Here is an 18,737-nt window from a genome sequence, read left to right as displayed (position 1 = left end):
GCATTTAACCACGCAAGCGCATACTTTGATCGAAGAGCATTGTGCGACATTGAATAAGCGCCCTGATATCGCAATTGACGCAACTTGTGGCAATGGCTTTGATACGGTTTTTTTAGCCGAGTTGGTTAGTGACAAGGTTTTTGGCTTTGATATTCAGACCATTGCTATCACTAAAACCCGTGAACAGCTGGAAAGCAAGGGCTTACTGCACAAGGTCACACTGATCAAAGACGGGCATCAGCACATGAGCAAGCATGTCGAAAGTAAAGCCGACATCATCATGTTTAACCTCGGTTATTTGCCACAAGCGGATAAAGCCGTGACCACCCTTACCCAAACCAGCCTCAGCGCCCTGGACCAAGCTTTGGACTTATTATCGGACTCCGGAATTCTGAGCATCCTGTGTTATCCCGGGCATGCCGAAGGAAAAACCGAGACGCATGCCGTTAAAGCGTGGCTGGAGCATTTGCCAGACCACTATAAGCTCGACACACACCTGGCCAATCATCCAAATGACCGCTCGCCGGTTTTATTCCTGGTAAGCGTTCGGGCATGAAAATCATCGCCCCGTTGATATAAATACACTCATACACCGCCCCGGAATGCCCTCGGCCTAACACAACTTAATGGGCCAAGAATTAGACCTAGATCAATAAATACCAGCATTTCTTGTTATAAGCTGACTTAAAATCAGGCTGCAATTAATGAATTTTCTTAAAAGGTGTATGAAAACATGACGACTATTTTGGTATTGGCGGATTACGCCGGAAAAACCGAACCGGCCTTATTTCGTGCGGTTGAATTTGCGGCGCAAGACCCGAACGCAGAAACTGATGTCCATGTAGTGGCATTTGTGCACGATGATTTTGTCGGCAAAATGGACAGGGGCCACGAAAAGGATGAATTCAAGTCTGAATTACTGACTCGTCGCCAGCAAACCCTCAAAGGCCTGATCAAGGAGAATAAGCTGGATGCCAAGGTCAAAATTAAAGTCGAGATCGTGTGGGAAAAACGCATCACCACCTGGGTGACTGAACATTTAAAGCAAAACAAGGATTACAGCATGATCGTAAAAACCGGGCATCGCTCGGAAAGTATTGTGCATACGCCGCTGGATTGGCAACTGTTACGCAAATCCCCAATCCCGGTTTTACTGGTTTCAAAAAAGAAATGGAAAAAGAGAAACAATATTTTGTTGGCACTAGATCTCGATACTCGGATCGCCAATAAAAAACGCCTGAATGACAAGGTTATTGAACATGGCAAAGACCTGGCGGCCAGAGTTGGTGGTCAATTGCACTGCGTGCATGCCATCCATATACCCCAGATCATCAAAGATCTTGAAATGTTTGACCTGAGAAAAGTCAAAAATGAAAAGGTTGATAAAGTTAGCCCGTATTTGCACAAACTCGCCAAAAAGCATGACCTGGATCCAGACAACTTCCATATCCGCCTGGGCAAACCGGAAAAAGTGATCATGTCCTACGCGAATAAGTTAAAAGCCGATGTTGTGGTTCTGGGAACAATTGGTCGCAGGAAGCTGGCCGCAAAAATGCTCGGGAATACGGCCGAGAAAATTATGCGCTATGCGTATACGGATATTCTTGCGGTTAAGCCGTAAAAGATCAGGTTTGAAACTTACTTCAATCTAGTTAACTCATTAGTTGACCAGCATGGTCATTGATTTAACTGGGTTAATTCGCGTGTGTCTGACTGTTCCGATACTGACTTTTCCGTTATCCCTTTGTTAGGCGCGCTCATTTGGATTGTCGGGCATCGACTGCACTGGTCGCTTGTGTCTTTGCAACAACGCCCAGAAGACAAAGGCGAGATAGGCAAGTGAAGCAACAATACCGGTCCACATATTTAGAGTCGTGAACACGAAGGTGACAATCATAGATATTGCCAGCCTTCCCAAGTATTTTCCATCTGAAAACACAGAAACCGCACAGATAACAATCGCAATCAGCAGTATCGGCAATCCAAGGCCGAAGAACAGCAGAAATCCAAGCGCGGCGCTCTCATCCGCCGAGAATCCCGGGATTCGCCCATGCAAAAGAAAAGACAGCAGCAGCAGAAACAGAGCAAACGCGAGGTGCGCCCAGATAAGTACGAGATCGCGGGTATTTTTCGAGTTAGGTGTCCCCACATTAATGACCTTAGGTTCTAGTGATGGGCTCCAGTTGAGCGTCAATTAGTTTCCTATCACGAACAAAACTAGACACACACCATTTATCCTACAGCAAAGTCATACAAGGATTACAAATTTTCAGATTAAAATTAATTTTCTAATTTGAATGCAAAAGGATTTGCAAAGGCTATAGCACGACGTCAGCTGATTGATGCTGATACCACCCTTATTACCTTGTTATATCACATTGTGTGAGGCATGCATTTCTTGTGCGGTAAAGACAAGCTAACCAATCTAGACTTTTCACATCGACGGCAATGGTTAGAGAACAACATGTTCTGTGAGTCTCGATTTTTCTATTTTTGTAATAGTTCTTTGCTTCTCCCATAAAAAAACCCCGACCATTGATCGGGGTTTGCCATCCTGGCAATAGGAAGGTGATCTAGGAGTCTGTCCATAGAGCCAAGCTATTCCGTGTTTAACGCTAACCTCATCCTGGGTTATAACGTCAATTGGGGTAGTGTTATATCCGTTAACTCGGGCTCCTTGCCCACGCTACCCGGTTCCATTCCCTGTGCTCATGCTTCCCTAACGTCCTGTGCATGCATTATGCAAAAAGAATGTGACAGTTGTATGTCAGACGATGGATTACATGCTTGTAGGACAGCCCCTACAAATTTGAGAAATTAAATATAGGCTATGGAATTAAACCAGAAAGGTTTGATCAGTAAAAACCAACACAAATACCCGGAAAACTAACGTCCGGAAATATAAAACCCTATTCCGTCTTCTTCTGAATGATAAGCAATCCCTGCCCCGACCTGCACACCCACAAACCACGGCAAACGCCACCGCACTCCGGTGCCCACCGACCAGGCAGTGCCTTTCAAACCCCGTTGTCCGTTTTTAAAGTAGATGTCATCCACTTCGGCAAAAAACTCCGCTCGCAAACTCGGATAAGCCGCCAGACGGGTGCGCTTGAATGGTGCAAAAGTATAGGGCGTGAGATACGAGGCTTTGAGATAATAATAACGGTCGCCCTCAAAGTCGGGGTAACTGATGCCGCGTAACTGGGCACTTAAACTGTTCTCAAAGGGCACAAAATCCGGGTAGGCGCCATTACTCCAACCCAAACCGCTTTTTATTTCAAATTGTGAATGCTCACGAGCTCCATAAGGAATGTGCCAAATACCCGAGGCTTCTTGCGTGGTTGGGTTGCGCTCTCCATCCAATGCAATGGTTGGCTCCACACGATAATCCATACCAAAGCCCGAGTAACTGTAGGTATGGTCGTGTATACGATCGTATTTCACCGATAAGCCCAGCCCGAGCAGACTTTGCTCGGCGTCTACAGAACCCCGTAAAGTCGGATTGTCCGAGGTCCAGGAGCGCCATTTGAGCACACCACCCAATTGCCAACCGTGTTGACGCTGGCCGCGATGAAACCAGCGTGAGATTCCCAAAGACGAATAGCGCGAGACCTCGTTAAACGGGGTTGAATCCGGTAGTGAGCCTATCTCGCGGGTGCTGAGATCAATGTAGCCAAAGTCAAAACGGGCATCGAAATCGGTGTTACGAATTTGCGGGCTACTGAAGGAAATGGTTGCCTTGGTCTCTTCGTCTTTAAGGTCCGTACTGAAGGTTTTTGTGCGTAAGTTCAGACTGGCGCGTTGATTCAGGCCGCCAATATTAGACCAGCGACCGCGTAAGCCGTAATTAATACTCCCAGATTCCGAACTGGCGACATAAGGCAGCACAATCAGATAGCGTTTCTCGATCACATCAAAGGTGACGTGCACCGATTTGTCATCGAGTTGTGATTTGGCGTGTACCTTTTTGAATAAACCCAGGTCGGTAATGGCCTGGGTGGAATTGTGCAGGCTTTGACAATCGAGAAGTTCGCCAACTTGAATACTGAGCTGCCGGTCTACCACGCGGCGGCGGGTTGTTTCCAAGCCGTTGAACTCAATGGACTGAATGACTTCTCCTGCGCCCTCACACAAAACTTCCTGGGCTTGCAATGAAGCAAACGAAAGAAAAACCCCTGCGGTGCTTACACAGCTATAGAAAAATCCTTTGCGAAGTCCTGTTGGCATGAATTAATCCTAACCCGATTTTGGCAAGGATGTAAGTATTATCGTTACAGTAGACTTGAATTTAATTGGGGTCGATGCCGAATGCGCCAAGACTTATAAACCGAAGGCAGAACGCACACCATCGATCATGAACTGAATGGCAAGCGCACACAAGATCACGCCGAGCAAACGATCAAGTACATTGGCACCGGTTTCGCCGAGTATTTTCATCACGCGGCCTGACAATAATAAAAATATCAGCGCCAGTGCCAACACCAACAGGATCATGCCCAGTAAAGATGCAAACAAAACCGGGTCGTCACTCATCTCAGTACTTAATAACAGCACCGTGGTAATGGTTCCGGGTCCTGCGATAAGCGGAAACGCCAGTGGAAAGACCGATATGTCGTCCTTTTGTCGCGCTTCAGCAGATTCTTTAACGGTGGTGGAACGCAAACCGGTATGCCGTGCGAAAACCATATCGAATCCATTAACCAGGAGCAACAATCCACCGGCAATCTTGAAGGCCGGAATAGTGATGCCCATGGCTTTGAGAAAGTGGTTTCCGATGAACAGGAACAGCAACAATATCATCGTGGACAAAATGGTGGCCTTAAAAGCCATTTTCTTCTTGTAAGCGTCACTGCCGCCGCGTGTCATGGCACCAAAAATCGGCGCAAGCGCGATTGGGTCGACCACCACAAAAAGGATAATAAAAGTGTTAACTAACTGTTCTATCATGATTTTGCTACTGCAACAAATTTTATAATTTGTTAATTGTTTGGAGGAGGCGTAAGTTGGGCTCTAAGATTACAAATAGCACAAAAAATGTTTTGCTTTGTTGCTATTGCTGCTTGATTTTGTGGCTATTGTAATCGAAATAGTCTGATAAAACTTTTGTGTTTATTAGTTAACCCCAGGTACATACCATGCAAGCACCAAAACCCGAGATCGGAAAATGGTACCAGCACGACAATGGCGAACTTTTTGAAGTGGTCGCCATTGATGAAAATGACCGTACCATTGAAATTCAGCAATACGACGGCTCGATATATGAGCTCGATTTCCACTCCTGGTCCATAAGTAGCATCATCGAATCAACCCCCCCGGAAGACTGGTCTGGCGCTTACGATATGTTGCAAGAAGACTATGGGGTAGATCGTGATACGCATAACCCGACCTATCGGGGCAATGCGCTGGATCAGTTTTAGCCCTGTTGTTACTGCCTGGAGCGTTATTGCCCAGAACCAATAATGGCCAAAAACCAATAATGGCTAAAACGGCTTAAACCATTATCTTGCCCAATCCGGCGAGTGTCGTCGGCTTATGGCAGCTGTACCATCACCACATCATTCACGAGCTTGCACGGCATGGCGTTCAAGCTTTGTCCCAGACACGGCCCGGCCACACACAATCCCGAATCGATCTCAAACGTAGCGCCGTGTGCAGAACACATGATCTGGGAGCAATCTTTGGTTAGAAACGCATCTGGTTTCCATTGCAACATGCGCCCCTGGTGTGGGCAGGTATTGGCATAAGCAAACACCTGTTGATTCTTTTGCACCAAAAATCCAAAATAGGGTCGCCCCTTCTGCAAGATCATGAACTCTTTACTGCCCGGGTCTGTAATTTGCCGACTAAAACAGATCGGGAAATATTTTTTTGTGGGTTTTTTTGTGGGTGCGGCGGGCATAGGCTACCTGGTTGGGGATTTTTCTTGGTCCGGGAATTTTGTCCGTATAATGAAAATAACAATTAATCAGGCGCACTACAAGGCAAGTTTTATGAGCAGCAAGATCGCGGAGATCCCAAAACCACCATTCAAGTCGGCATTTGAAGCTGAACAGGCATTTTATCTGGCCTTTGTACGCCGTGACACCGAATTAATGGCCAAAGTCTGGGCCAACACCCAATCGGTGTACTGCTTGCACCCCGGCAGCCAACCGCTTGTGGGCAAAGACGCCATCATGCAAAGCTGGCAAGAAATTTTTAACGGGCCACAGACCAGTCAGTTAAAAATTGAACACCACAATCTCGCCAGTGATCCAAAATTATCGGTACACCGGATCACTGAACATCTCACCATTCAGGGCGAAGGCGAGAATATCCGACAAGCGACCATCCACGCGATGAATATTTTTCAGTGCATTAACGATAACTGGTACATCATTTCGCATCACACCGCCCCGGCGCCACAGATCGCAACCCCCAAGGGCGAAACCGTACACTGAAACTGAGTATTATTCCCGAGTACTATTCGCTGGTCTGATGCACAGCATCAGAATGTGGTGCGATGTGTTTAGCATTGTAGGCATCGAGGCGTTTGCCCATCCATAACAACAGCATCAAGGGCGGGATCACCATCACGCTGGTCAAAATGAAAAACCAGAACCAGTTGCCTTGCATGGCGTCAACAATGTAACCACTGCCCGACGAGACCGTGGTGCGCCCGAAATTTCCCAAGGATGCCAACAATGCGTATTGCGTGGCCGTGTAGGTACGCGAGGTAAAATGCGAAATAAAAGCCACAAAGGCCACGGTTGCAAAGGCCGCGGTAAAGTTATCGAAAATTATCGCAATCGCAAACAAGCGCTCGTCCGGCCCGACCACCGCCAAAGCGGCAAAAAACAAATTGGTGGCTGACATCGCAACCCCGGCTATAAACAATCCCCTAACCAGTCCATAGCGGGTGTTGATCATCGCGCCCAAAAAGGCAAAGACCATGGTTAAAAAGCCGCCCACCAGTTTGTTGTAAAACCCGATCTGGTCAACCGTAAAACCAACTTCCTTGTAAAACAGGATGGACATGCGTCCGACAAAGGCCTCACCCATTTTAAAAGTGAACACAAATAACAATAATCCCAAAGCCAATTCGAAACCACAACGGCGAAAAAAATCCACAAATGGCCCGAGTATGCTTAGCTTGAACCATGCAACCACTCTTTCTGGCCACGCAAGTTGCGAATTCGACACGACGACTTGCGCGCTGTCGGTTTTAACCTTGGGCAAAAAGAACAGTCCGATTATTTGCACCACACACATGCCCGCCATCATGCGATACACCTCCGGCCAGGCGAATCCTATGCTTTCACCGCCGAGGTACAGCGCCAAGGCACCGCCAATAAATCCGTAACCGGCCCACCATCCACCGGTGGCAGCCGCTGCCGCATACGGCATTTTTTCGACTTCGCTTTCCGCGAACACATCGATCCGATACGCATCAATGGCCACGTCCTGGGTTGCGGAAGCAATCGTGATCCCGGCCGCCAATGCGCCCACCAACCAGATGTTTGCGGACGGGTCGGCGAAACTCATGGCAAAAGTGAAGGCAGCAATAACCAACAAACACAACAACACCCAGGAGCGTCGTTGATCCAGAACATCGTGAAGTAAAGGAACTTTTAAACGGTCGAGTAAGGGTGCCCAGGTGAAATTGAAGGCATAGGCGACCCCGACAATGCCAATAAATCCGATCGAAGTGCGGCTCAGTCCCTCGGCTTTTAACCACAAGGTCATCACCGAACCGTGCAATATCCACGGAAAGCCGCTGATGAACCCGAGGAATAGAACACTGAAGATTCGTTTGTCCCGGATCAAACCGAGAGTTTGGGCAAAGCTATGAACGTCCGCGGCCGATTTTTTTTGAAAAACCGACACCTGTTACAGCTCGTAATCCACAATAAAGGGGGCATGGTCGGAAAAGCGGTCGTCTTTATAGACTTCGGTACGTTTCACCGTGCCTTTGAGTTTGGGTGACAGTACCTGGTAATCCAATCGCCATCCAACATTATTCGCATAGGCTTGACCACGGTTTGACCACCAAGTGTAGGTGTGTGGCTCTTGCTCTAACTCGCGAAAGGAATCCACGTAACCGTCTTCATCAAACAAGGCGGTGAGCCAGGCGCGCTCTTCCGGCAAGCACCCGGAATTCTTCTGATTGGATTTCCAGTTCTTAATATCGCGTTCGGTGTGCACAATATTCCAGTCACCACAAATGATGAATTCGCGGCGCTTGCGCTTAAGCGATTGCAGGTACGGGCGGAACAGGTCCATGAAGCGGAATTTTGCGAGTTGGCGTTCTTCTTTGGAGGACCCCGAAGGTAAATACACCGACAGCACCGACAAATTATCGAACTGTGCCTCGATCACGCGGCCCTCGCGATTGAATTCTTCCCAGGCCGGATCATGCGTCAGACCATGTATGACTTTACGAGGCTTTTGCTTGGAATAAATCGCAACCCCGCTATAGCCTTTTTTTTCGGCGTCATGATAATGACAATGATAGCCTTCCGGATGAAAGATCGGGTCACTCAACTGGTCTATCTGGGCCTTGGTTTCCTGAATACACACCACATCGGGGTCAACTTTGGGTAACCACTCGAAAAAACCCTTGCGCGCCGCGGCACGAATTCCATTGGTGTTAATACTCATTACTCGCATAGCTAACCTTTCAAGACAAATTGTGTATGTAATTATAAATTGCGGGTATGATAGCATCCGCGTCTGGAACATGACTCTGTGGATTGCAATTTCCCTGGTTTTAACTATTTTCTATTCATTACAAAAGACCGACTATGCACACTTACCAACAAGACTTTATTGATATCGCGCAAGACTGTGGCGCCCTTAAGTATGGCGAATTCACCTTAAAGTCCGGTCGCGTCTCACCCTATTTTTTCAATGCCGGTTTACTCAACAATGGCCAGGCCTTGGCCACCCTGGCACGCTGTTATGCCGCGGTGATCGCAACTGCCATCGAAGCCGAAGGACTGGATGTGGACGTGGTTTTCGGTCCGGCCTATAAAGGCATTCCCCTGGCCGCGATCACGGTGGCGGCACTGGCGCAAGAACACAACATCAACTTGCCCTACGCGTTCAATCGTAAGGAAGCCAAAACTCATGGCGAAGGCGGCAGCATTGTTGGTGCACCGCTGCAAGGAAAGGTACTGGTCATCGATGATGTGATCACCGCCGGAACTGCCATTCGAGAAGCCGCCGACATCATTCAAGGCAATGGCGCCGAACTGGCCGGAGTGGTCATTGCGGTGGATCGTCAGGAGCGCGGTGTGCGAGACGGAAAACTTAGCGAGCGTTCGGCCGTCCAGGAAGTGAGTGAGCAATTCGATATCCCGGTATTCAGTATCTTGAATCTTTCGCAGTTGATCGCTCATCTGCAACAGTCGGGTGAAGCCAGCGCGGTTGAAGCCATGCAAGCCTACCGTGAAGCTTACGGAGTGACAGCGTAGTCATTTGATCATCAATGTCAGAATGTGACAAAATGTGTCTGGCTTGGTACAGCATACCCAGCCGGTCACAAATTTCAAGTGGCTTATGGGGAACTGAATGGACATTTCTTACGTCTTAAATTCATAGTAAATTCAGTAAGTAATACGTACACTAGGAATTAAATGCAAAATATAAGCACCAGTTCAGTGATTTGGCACGCTATATGTAGTACCTTTAGCGAAGCTTGGAACGGGTGATCAATTTTGGAAGATCGATGACAAGAATATTCATAAATCCTAATCTACTCAAACGCATGCGCCTGGCACTCTTGGTGCTGCTGGCTATTGGCGTGCTTGCGCCAATGATCTCTGCCGCAGGTCTGTATCGCTGGGTCGATGAAAATGGCCGGGTGCATTATGGCGACAGCATTCCACCAAAATACTCTAAATTAAAACGTGAAGTATTGAATCGCCAAGGCATGGTGGTTGAAACCCTGGCTGCACAAAAGACCAAGGAAGAAATAGAAAATGAAAAACGCGAGATTGCGCGTCTGGAAGAATTAAAACGCCAAGCGGCTGTGCAGGCACAGCGAAACCGGATATTAATAGTCTCTTACGTGACTCCGGAAGAGATTGATTCCACACGAGATAACAAAGTTGCCACGATACAAAAAAGACTCAATGTGCTTGACTTGAATGCCAAGAATCTGGACAAGCAAAAAAATACTATCATCAAACGCATCGAAGCCTACACCAACAGCAAGGATGAGGAACGCGATGCAATTATTAAACGCTACAATGAGCAGTTAGTTGCCACCAACAAAAACATTGCGGACCTTGAAAACCAGAAATCAAATCTTGAGATTGAGATCCTCGAGATCAAAAAACAATTTGCCATTGATAAACGGGACTTTATCCGTTTACAGGAAGAAAGAGAAAAACAGCGTAATGCTGAAAACCATCCGGTTTATTGAAGATTAGCCAAAGCTCCTGTTGCGTTAACTCGTTCCTGAATGCCCAAAGCCGCCGGCTCCGCGCTTACTGGCGACAAACTCATCCACCACATCAAACTCGACTTGCTCGACAGGTACGAACACCATTTGAGCAATACGCTCACCCGGCTGGATCTCATAGGTTTTTTGTCCTCGATTCCACATAGAAATAAACACCTGACCCTGATAATCGGAATCAATAAGTCCGGTCAAGTTTCCCAATACCAGTCCGTGTTTATGCCCGAGACCCGAGCGCGGCCAAAGTACCGCCGCCAGAGTCGGGTCCTGAATAAAAATTGCCATGCCGGATGGGATCAACTCGGTTTGCCCGGGTTCCAGTGTCAACGGGGCATCCAGACAAGCACGCATATCGATCCCGGCTGAACCATCGGTTGCGTATGCAGGTAGTGGAAACTCGTGTCCTATACGTGGGTCAAGGATCTTTAATTGTATTTTTCTATGTGTTTGACTCATGGTTTGTATCTTTGATAGTTAAATGTAAATTGTGAATTGCAGCTACCGCCCACAGCGACATACCGTAGTCGTGCATTTTAATGTGCAAAGGCAAACTTTTGCGACCTTTTCCTCATTCGGGCATCTATTGATATTCAGTAAAAGAACATTTATGCCGGATTAGCAAAATAAATAGACAGCATTTCCTGCTATTGACCAGAAAACAGGCAATATCAGGCATAAAAAATGCTATATTGCGTGCTCAAATTTCGATGGGAAAGGTAAATTAGATGAAATTACACAAGCTTTTATTAACTCTGTCTGCCACCAGTTTGATGCTGGCCTGCTCAGGTAAAACCGATAGCATGGATAAAGCCGCAGACATGGCCAGCGATGTGGCCAAATCCGATGCCGTGCAAGACGTGGCAAAAGACATGCTTGATAAAGCCATGAGCAAAGACCCGGCCAGCATGCAAAGTGGTATCGATACGGCTGGATTTGATACCTCGGTACGCGTCCAGGACGATTTTTACGAGCACGTTAATGGTACCTGGTTGAAGAACACCGAAATTCCGGCGGATAAATCCAATTACAGTCTGTTTGCCAAATTGGCGGATGAAGCTGAAGTCAATATTCGCAACATTATTGAAGAAGTCAGTAAAAAAACGGATGCCAAGCCTGGATCAGCCGCACAAAAAGTTCGTGATTATTACAACACTTATTTGAGTCAAGCCGAGAGTGAAAGCAATCGCCTGGATTTTCTGAAATCAGACTTTGAGAAAATCAATGCGGTACAAAGCACTGATGACTTGTATCGTCTCTTTGGGGAATTTTCCAAGGTCAACGTCGACAATCCAGTTGGTGGCTACATTTATTCCGATGCCAAAGACCCGAATACTAATGTGGTGTACATTACCCAGGCTGGCCTCACCTTGCCCGATCGGGATTATTATCTGCAAGACAAAGAAAATTTTGCCAAAGGTCGCGAGTTATTCAAGGCGTATGTAAACAATATCTATGGCCTGACCGCTTGGGAAAATGGTGCACAAGCCGCAGAACGCTTACTGGCTTTGCAAACCAAGATTGCCGAATTGCAATGGACCAAGGAAGACAATCGCAATCCGGTTAAAACCTATAACCCGATGGACATGGCAGGACTTGCAGCATTGGCACCTGGCATTAACTGGAACGTCTTGATGCAAGCCAGTGGTATTCCTGCGCAGGATAAATACATCGTTTCTCAACCCGACTTTTTCACCGGTATCGGTGAACTCATTCAGGACACATCCCTGGATGACTGGAAAGAATACTTGCGTTTCAATTTGGTAGACAGTTATACCAGTGGCTTGGGTAAAGCCTATACCGATGCCAGTTTCAATTTCTACAGCAAAGGTCTGCAAGGTACACCGGAACAGCGTCCATTGTGGAAACGCGCGGTGAGCGCCACCCAAGGTACCCTGGGTGAAGTTCTTGGTCAGCTTTATGTGGAAAAACATTTTCAACCAGAAGCCAAAGAACGCATGGTTGGCCTGGTCGAGAATCTGAAAAAAGCATATGCGGCATCCATCAAAGAACTGGACTGGATGAGCGAAGCAACCAAACAACAAGCCCTGGTGAAACTGGACGGTTTCCGTACCAAGATCGGTTACCCGGATAAATGGCGTGATTACTCCAAGCTCGAAGTGCTTGATGGCGATCTGATGCAAAACATCAAAAATGCCCGTTTGTTTGGTACCCAACAACAGCTGGATAAACTTGGCAAGCCAGTGGACAAAGAAGAATGGTTCATGAATCCACAGACCGTGAATGCCTATTACAATCCGGTCTGGAACGAGATCGTATTCCCGGCTGCCATTCTGCAGCCGCCATTCTTTAATCTTGCTGCCGAAGATGCCGTCAACTATGGTGGCATCGGTGCAGTGATTGGACATGAGATCGGACATGGCTTTGATGATTCTGGTCGTAGATACGATGGTGACGGCAATTTACGCGACTGGTGGACAGCTGAAGACGCAGAAAAATTTGATGTGCGTAAAAACAAACTCGCGGCCCAATACGACAGCTATGTAGCGATCGATGATCTGCATGTTAACGGGCAGTTCACTTCGGGTGAGAACATCGGTGACCTCGGTGGCTTGTCAATTGCCTACAAGGCTTACAAAATGTCACTGGACGGTAAACCAGGCCCGGTTATTGACAACATGAGTGCAGAGCAACGTTTGTTCTATGGATGGGCACAAGTTTGGCGTCGTTTATATCGCGATGCAGAACTCAAACGCCGTATTACCACCGACCCGCATTCGCCGGCGCGTTTCCGTGGTAATGGGGCCGTTGTGAACATCGAAGGTTTTTACAAGGCCTTTGACGTTAAAGAAGGTGATGGCATGTATTTACCGCCAGAGGAACGCGTTAAGATCTGGTAGGTCAGTAATCCTGACTTTTCAAAGCCGCCTCGGTAAATTGCCGGGGCGGTTTTTTTTGTGCACGAAATATGTTTGTACCGGGTAATAGTTCAGCTTTGATTCAGGTCAAAATATTAAGCTGAATATATGTTAATCTACTAATCCATTAACGAGGTGAGTGCGCATGAAAAACCTAAACAAGATTGTCGTGGCTTTTATCGCATCTATGCTTCTGGGCGCTTGCGGTACCACGTCACCGACCGAACCGGATGAGAAATATCTTTTCCCTGAACTCGAACAGGTAGACAGAATATCCAGCTATAAAATTGATGGCTGGGGTGATATTGATAGACAGAGTCTGTTTGTTACTGTCTCGCCCAGCAAGTCTTATCTGATCATTCTAAAAAGACCGAATTATGATCTCCCATACGCTTACGGCATCAAGTTCAATCAACGGTCGAGTTCGATCTATGCCAAATTTGACAGTATTAATATCATCATGCCGTCCAGTGAGCTGGATCCGATACCTGCCTACATTGAACGTATCTACAAACTTGAAAATCGCGAACAAAAGAAAATGGTTAGAGCGCGTATCAAGGGTGAGGAATATGTTCCACCTCAAACTGACGAACAAGAGTCGTAATAATTATGCCGCATGAAAAGATCAAATCCGCATTGCTAAAGGTTCAGGCCGAGCTCAGTCGTGCCAAACTTGAGGCCGACACTGAACACGATGCCTTATGCACCGATGATGTAAACGCAGGCGAAGACCCAGAATTAACCGAACTCCTCGCCAATGTGGCTGATGAGATCGATGAATACTTGTCTGGCTCACAACAAGCGGGATCGAATAAACACGGATTTGCCCACCGCCTGGAAGAGATTGCGACCGACTTCTCGGTGGAGCATCCCAAACTGGATGCGGTTTTGCTGGAGATCCGTAAAATTCTTTTGGGTATCGGGGCTTAACCCTCACCCACAGGGAGTGGGAGTTATTTCTAATTTCCTACAAAAGTCCTCTCTCTCTGGGAGAGGATACAGGTGAGGGTCCCAAGCCAACCATGCAGATCAACTTCTCTCCCGCAATCCAACAATAATTTAAAATGTAATTTCATGCTAAAGTCTTGACATGAATTACACCATTCGTTTTGCCACGCCCGCCGACGGCGATCAGCTGTATGCCATGCTGCCGCGGCTTGCGGCTTTTCAACTTCCAAAGAATCGCAAACCCGAAGACACTTTCTCGGGTGATGCCAAAATGTTACGCAAGTGGATAGAGGTTCAAGAATCGGATTGTTTTGTGCATGTTGCCGTTGATGAAAATGGTAATATCCTCGGCTGGTCCTATGTGCGTATCCAGCCGGAATTCATGGGTTATTCGCCGGGATCTCATCTGGAAGTAATTCTGGTCGATGAGAACGCATCCGGGCAAGGCATTGGGCAAGCACTTCTAAACATCTCGCAAGCAGAAGCCATAAATCGTGGGGCACGAAGCATGACTCTGCATGTTTGGGAAAATAATAAACGCGCACAAGTTTTGTATGAGAAGAACGGCTTCGAGAAAGAAATTCTTCGCTATGTAAAGTGGTTTGTTTAACTCGAGTGATTAACCATGTTTAATTTTTTCAAAAAAAAGCCCATAGCCCCCATCCCGCTTGAACAGCAATTAGAGACGCTCGCAAGTTTGGGCGTCACTTTCGAACCGGGTATCACTATTGAGGATCTTTTGTATTCTTTCCCGCGTGAAGAATATGAAAAAGATCCTTATGACATGGTTTTGAGCATGCTGGGATCTGAGGTAGAAAGCGAACCCTGGGGTCGTGCGTTCTCTAGCAATGTCTGGAACTGCGATTTCGAAAGAATTTATGACCATGGCGACTACGTTGAGATCGTCGAAAAATTATCTACGCTCGCTGGGATGTCTGACTCGGTAAGCGAACTTGAAGACCATATTGATTTCGACAAGGATAATGCCTGGCTTAAATTCAAGATCAATGGCAATGAAAAGCACTACAAGATAAAAATTAATAATGACTGGATAGACCCGGATGTGATGACTGCCCTCTTGGCGGATTTTGAAAACGGCGAAAATCAATTTTATGAAATTAACCTGGGACAAGCTTCTTTGTATTTTTATTTCAACCCGGAACAATTTGAAGCGCTAAAGAAGCTCTCCAAGCGCAAGATGTCTCGTAGCCGCTCCTCGATAGACGATGCTTAAATTCATCTTCTCATGGAAGGGATTGCGGGTTTTTATTCTGTTGATCATTTTGATGCTGGTCTGGAGCCACACACAAAAACAACAGCGTCTCACCACAACCTGGAACACCCAACTCGATGTTGTACTTTACCCGATCAATGCCGATGACTCTGTAGCAACGACCAAACATATCGATGGCTTTGAAGACCAACACATCGAACCTGTAACCCGCTTTATATCCCGGCAATCACAAGTCTATAAGTTATGGAATGACAAACCGGTGAAGATCACTCTGGATAAGTCTATTACGGAAAAACCCCCTCTGCCACCGGCAAACGGTTCGATCCTGAAAACCATGCTGTGGTCACTAAAGTTTCGCTGGTGGTCTAATCAACACAAGGCCGATGACGATCATCTCACCCGCATTCGCTTATACGTTATGTTCTATGACCCGAAAGATTTCAATCGTTTGCCACATTCGACCGGATTACAAAAAGGCTTACTCGGTATTGTGCACGCTTTTGCGGATAAATCCTATAATACCCAGAACAATGTCATCACTGTGCACGAATTGCTGCACACTCTGGGCGCGACCGATAAATACGATTTACAAAGCGGGCAACCTGTTTTTCCGCATGGTTATGCAGACCCAGAAATCACACCATTGCTTCCACAGAAAAGGGCCGAGATCATGGGCGGCAGGATTCCTGTAACTAAAACGAAGTCTGACATGCCGGATTCGTTTGCATCAATAATTATCGGGGAATTAACAGCCAAAGAAATTGGCTGGATTGACCAGTCTATAGTTATCTACTAGTTAAATCCACAAATATCTGAAAAATGGTAAATCGGAAATTTCTTTCCGTTCAGAAAATTCAATATATCCGATTGAAACATTGACTTAATAATTTACTGAATGTAAATTCTTTCGCAAAAATAAAATAATACTTCATTTATGGATAAATATAGATAGAAAACTTGGTTTAATCGTTTGTGAAATTATGGAGATTAACATTGACAAAAAATTATTATTTAGCATTAATTTGCTTGCTGCTCACCACTCTTTTAACATTTACCTCACACATTTATGCAGAAAGCTCGCCCGATGAAGTATCATCGGCAAACGACGGCGTTTGTGATGTATTAAAGGTAGATGGTGTCACCAAAGGACTTTACGGACTTTGTATCGCTTTCTGTGAAGCACAAGAACATACCAGTATACTGGTACCCATCACCGAACAAGACTATGCAGATCTTAAAGCTGCAAAGCCTTCCGGTAAAATATTGGCAAACTACAACAGAAAAAAAGCTGAATCTGATCCTAATATGCCCTGCATCAAGATCGATGAGCCATGTATTTGTTGGTCACAAGAACAAATAAATACCATTGACGGGGTTATGTTTAATGGTTCACTTGCTACCGGGGCTGAACCATGTGACGACGGATCATCCGAAGATAACGCGTATATTACAGAATCTATCGAGTCTACGACGATTTGGTCAATTGCCCAGATTTACCTTAATGAGTCAACCACATATTGCCGATTCCATGAGGCTGGAAATCGTTCTCAAGATATAACTGTGAGTTATCAATCAATATTAAAGACAACTCCTGCACAGCATGCAACCTGTAGAACAAGCATTCGAAATCACCAGGCTGCATCAGGTCTGTGTCAATAACGCAAGAATTAATATTAAACAGATAATAACGGCCAGAGTATTTACTCTGGCCATTTGTATATTCTTGACTTTGTGACTTTGGCAAGAGTGATTTGTCTCTTGCATTGCAATCAGAACAGTAACGCCACATCCCGGATCACATCCAACAAGTAATCAACATGTTCTTGTTGTTTACGGTGATTAACCAAACAAGCCCGTATGACTGTTTTTCCATAAAGCTGTGAACCGGTGATAAACACGCGACCGTCCTTTTCCAATTCATTCAGCAGGTCTTGATTGAGTTGATTCAACTCTTCTTCTGACTTGGACCCTTCTCCAACAAACTGAAAACACACCGCGGATAATTCAGGTTGATTGAACAATTCTAAATCGGATGCAGACTCGACCTGTTGCGCGAGATATTTGCTCAGGTCGATATCTTTCTGGATCATGTCACGAAATGCTTGTGCGCCATAGGCTTTAAAGCTCATCCAGACTTTAAAGGCCTTGGCATTACGGGAAAGCTGAAAATAATGTTCATTAAAATCAAAGCGCCCGTCCGATTTTTTGTCCAAAGCCAAATAGGAAGCGCGTTTGTAATAAGACCGATTGAGTTGTTCCCAGTTCTTCACCAGGGTACAGCCCGCTTCAAACGGTTGGTACATCCATTTGTGAAAATCGACAGCCACCGAATCGGCTCTATCCAGACCTTTAAAACGCTGCTTTAATGAGGGCAAACTGGCCGCCAGTCCTCCGTAAGCACCGTCGATATGGAACCAGAGCTGATGTTGTGCGGCGATGTCGGCAATGGCTTGCAGATCATCAATGGCCCCGGTATTCACCGTACCCGCGTTCCCGATGACACAAAACGGCACAAAACCGTTTTGTTTATCCAGTTCGATCTGTCGGGACAAACTTTGAATATCCAGGGTGAAATCGTCATTACAGGCAAGTTTGCGGTAATTGTCTGTGCCGATCCCGAGTAATTCGAGACTTTTGTCCACACAACCGTGGGTTTCATTAGAGCCATACACAATAAAGGGTTTATGTCCGAAAAGCCCGGTTTCACGTATTTTGTATTGTTCGAAAAACATGTTACGTGCCACGGTTAAGCCGGTAAGATTGGCCGCCGAGCCGCCACTGACCAATACTCCGCCGATCTCTTGTTCATCATCGCGTCGGTAGTGAATAAAGTCTGCACCCCATTGCACAACGCGTTTTTCAATTTCGCTCATCGCCGGCGCCAGGTGCCACTTTGCCGCATTCTGATTAATGCTGGCGGCAAGTAATTCGGCAATGGTTGAAACCTGGGTACCGCCGGCATTGACGTATCCATACATGTGCGGGCCCATGTTCATGGTCGCACTTTGCAGCACTTTTTCCTGTGTTTCCTGCAACAGATCGGCGAATGGCATACCCTGTTGCGGCATGCTTTCATCAAACCAGGATGCGACCAGTGACGGGCTATTATTCGGATAGCCGGGTTTATCGTACATCGAGGCATATTGCTGCATAACCAGCTGACAAGCCTGCTCCAGCGCCTGATCGAATTCCTGACTGGTGAAATCAAGATCTTTCATATCAAGTATCTAGATAACTG

Annotated in this window: 20 protein-coding genes and 1 pseudogene; 13 read left to right on the top strand and 8 right to left on the bottom strand. The window is 46.5% G+C overall.

The window, feature by feature from the left end; translation table 11 throughout:
- Both HKN88_10520 and HKN88_10515 read left to right on the top strand, forming a co-directional pair.
- The coding region (locus tag HKN88_10520; GenBank protein NNC98489.1) for a methyltransferase domain-containing protein at window positions 1-556 on the top strand (556 nt) is incomplete at its 5' end.
- Between the two features lie 177 nt (window positions 557-733).
- Window positions 734-1,621 (top strand): universal stress protein, encoded by an 888-nt coding sequence (locus HKN88_10515; GenBank protein ID NNC98488.1) that lies wholly within the window; start codon window positions 734-736, stop codon window positions 1,619-1,621.
- A gap of 126 nt (window positions 1,622-1,747) precedes the next feature.
- Here the strand turns inward: HKN88_10515 and HKN88_10510 are convergent, their stop codons facing one another.
- The 3 genes from HKN88_10510 to HKN88_10500 all read right to left on the bottom strand — a co-directional run bounded on the left by HKN88_10510 (window position 1,748) and on the right by HKN88_10500 (window position 4,947).
- Window positions 1,748-2,149 carry a hypothetical protein gene (locus tag HKN88_10510; GenBank protein NNC98487.1) on the bottom strand — a complete coding sequence of 134 codons (402 nt, stop codon included), beginning with the start codon at window positions 2,147-2,149 and terminating at the stop codon, window positions 1,748-1,750.
- 737 nt (window positions 2,150-2,886) lie between these two features.
- The gene (locus HKN88_10505; protein ID NNC98486.1) at window positions 2,887-4,227 is read right to left on the bottom strand and encodes a hypothetical protein; all 1,341 of its coding nucleotides are present in this window, start codon (window positions 4,225-4,227) and stop codon (window positions 2,887-2,889) included.
- Window positions 4,228-4,320: 93 nt separating this feature from the next.
- Window positions 4,321-4,947: a MarC family protein gene (locus tag HKN88_10500; GenBank protein NNC98485.1), complete on the bottom strand. Its 627-nt coding sequence runs from the start codon at window positions 4,945-4,947 to the stop codon at window positions 4,321-4,323.
- Window positions 4,948-5,135: 188 nt separating this feature from the next.
- Between HKN88_10500 and HKN88_10495 the strand changes: the two genes are divergently transcribed.
- Window positions 5,136-5,417, top strand: coding sequence for a hypothetical protein (locus tag HKN88_10495; protein ID NNC98484.1), 282 nt, complete (start codon window positions 5,136-5,138; stop codon window positions 5,415-5,417).
- A gap of 113 nt (window positions 5,418-5,530) precedes the next feature.
- On the opposite strand, the gene HKN88_10490 is transcribed toward HKN88_10495, so the two are convergent.
- Window positions 5,531-5,899 (bottom strand): Rieske 2Fe-2S domain-containing protein, encoded by a 369-nt coding sequence (locus HKN88_10490; GenBank protein ID NNC98483.1) that lies wholly within the window; start codon window positions 5,897-5,899, stop codon window positions 5,531-5,533.
- A 49-nt stretch (window positions 5,900-5,948) separates the two neighbouring features.
- On the opposite strand from HKN88_10490, the gene HKN88_10485 reads away from it, so the two are divergent.
- Window positions 5,949-6,437 carry a SnoaL-like domain-containing protein gene (locus HKN88_10485; protein ID NNC98482.1) on the top strand — a complete coding sequence of 163 codons (489 nt, stop codon included), beginning with the start codon at window positions 5,949-5,951 and terminating at the stop codon, window positions 6,435-6,437.
- A 106-nt stretch (window positions 6,438-6,543) separates the two neighbouring features.
- Here the strand turns inward: HKN88_10485 and HKN88_10480 are convergent.
- Both HKN88_10480 and xth read right to left on the bottom strand, forming a co-directional pair.
- Window positions 6,544-7,803 (bottom strand): annotated as a pseudogene (locus HKN88_10480) (MFS transporter).
- 63 nt (window positions 7,804-7,866) lie between these two features.
- Complete coding sequence (gene xth, locus HKN88_10475) at window positions 7,867-8,646, bottom strand: exodeoxyribonuclease III (protein NNC98481.1); 780 nt, start codon at window positions 8,644-8,646, stop codon at window positions 7,867-7,869.
- 134 nt (window positions 8,647-8,780) lie between these two features.
- Here xth and pyrE point away from each other — a divergent pair, with 134 nt between their 5' ends.
- Both pyrE and HKN88_10465 read left to right on the top strand, forming a co-directional pair.
- The gene (gene pyrE, locus HKN88_10470; protein ID NNC98480.1) at window positions 8,781-9,452 is read left to right on the top strand and encodes an orotate phosphoribosyltransferase; all 672 of its coding nucleotides are present in this window, start codon (window positions 8,781-8,783) and stop codon (window positions 9,450-9,452) included.
- Between the two features lie 254 nt (window positions 9,453-9,706).
- The gene (locus HKN88_10465) at window positions 9,707-10,405 is read left to right on the top strand and encodes a DUF4124 domain-containing protein (GenBank protein ID NNC98479.1); all 699 of its coding nucleotides are present in this window, start codon (window positions 9,707-9,709) and stop codon (window positions 10,403-10,405) included.
- A gap of 24 nt (window positions 10,406-10,429) precedes the next feature.
- On the opposite strand, the gene dut is transcribed toward HKN88_10465, so the two are convergent.
- Window positions 10,430-10,897 (bottom strand): dUTP diphosphatase, encoded by a 468-nt coding sequence (gene dut / locus HKN88_10460; GenBank protein ID NNC98478.1) that lies wholly within the window; start codon window positions 10,895-10,897, stop codon window positions 10,430-10,432.
- 269 nt (window positions 10,898-11,166) lie between these two features.
- On the opposite strand from dut, the gene HKN88_10455 reads away from it, so the two are divergent.
- The 7 genes from HKN88_10455 (at window position 11,167) to HKN88_10425 (ending at window position 17,158) form a co-directional block, all read left to right on the top strand.
- Window positions 11,167-13,299 (top strand): peptidase M13, encoded by a 2,133-nt coding sequence (locus HKN88_10455; GenBank protein NNC98477.1) that lies wholly within the window; start codon window positions 11,167-11,169, stop codon window positions 13,297-13,299.
- A gap of 163 nt (window positions 13,300-13,462) precedes the next feature.
- On the top strand, window positions 13,463-13,921 hold the full coding sequence (locus HKN88_10450) for a hypothetical protein (protein ID NNC98476.1): 459 nt from the start codon (window positions 13,463-13,465) through the stop codon (window positions 13,919-13,921).
- Window positions 13,922-13,926: 5 nt separating this feature from the next.
- Entirely contained in the window at window positions 13,927-14,247 is a 321-nt protein-coding gene (locus HKN88_10445) for a DUF4404 family protein (GenBank protein ID NNC98475.1), read from the top strand.
- Between the two features lie 160 nt (window positions 14,248-14,407).
- Window positions 14,408-14,875: a GNAT family N-acetyltransferase gene (locus HKN88_10440; protein NNC98474.1), complete on the top strand. Its 468-nt coding sequence runs from the start codon at window positions 14,408-14,410 to the stop codon at window positions 14,873-14,875.
- 15 nt (window positions 14,876-14,890) lie between these two features.
- A complete protein-coding gene (locus HKN88_10435) occupies window positions 14,891-15,499 on the top strand; it encodes a hypothetical protein (protein ID NNC98473.1) in 609 nt (202 codons plus the stop codon).
- Window positions 15,492-16,295, top strand: coding sequence for a hypothetical protein (locus HKN88_10430; GenBank protein NNC98472.1), 804 nt, complete (start codon window positions 15,492-15,494; stop codon window positions 16,293-16,295). Before HKN88_10435 ends, HKN88_10430 begins: the two co-directional genes overlap by 8 nt.
- A 197-nt stretch (window positions 16,296-16,492) precedes the next feature.
- Window positions 16,493-17,158, top strand: a complete 666-nt coding sequence (locus HKN88_10425) for a hypothetical protein (protein NNC98471.1) — start codon at window positions 16,493-16,495, stop codon at window positions 17,156-17,158.
- A 110-nt stretch (window positions 17,159-17,268) separates the two neighbouring features.
- Here HKN88_10425 and HKN88_10420 read toward each other — a convergent pair whose 3' ends face one another.
- On the bottom strand, window positions 17,269-18,726 hold the full coding sequence (locus tag HKN88_10420) for a pyridoxal-dependent decarboxylase (GenBank protein ID NNC98470.1): 1,458 nt from the start codon (window positions 18,724-18,726) through the stop codon (window positions 17,269-17,271).
- Window positions 18,727-18,737 lie beyond the last annotated feature (11 nt).

The sequence above is a fragment of the Gammaproteobacteria bacterium genome (genome assembly GCA_013001575.1).
Classification (GTDB): domain Bacteria; phylum Pseudomonadota; class Gammaproteobacteria; order Steroidobacterales; family JABDMI01; genus JABDMI01.
This window is presented reverse-complemented; position numbering and strand designations above follow the sequence as displayed.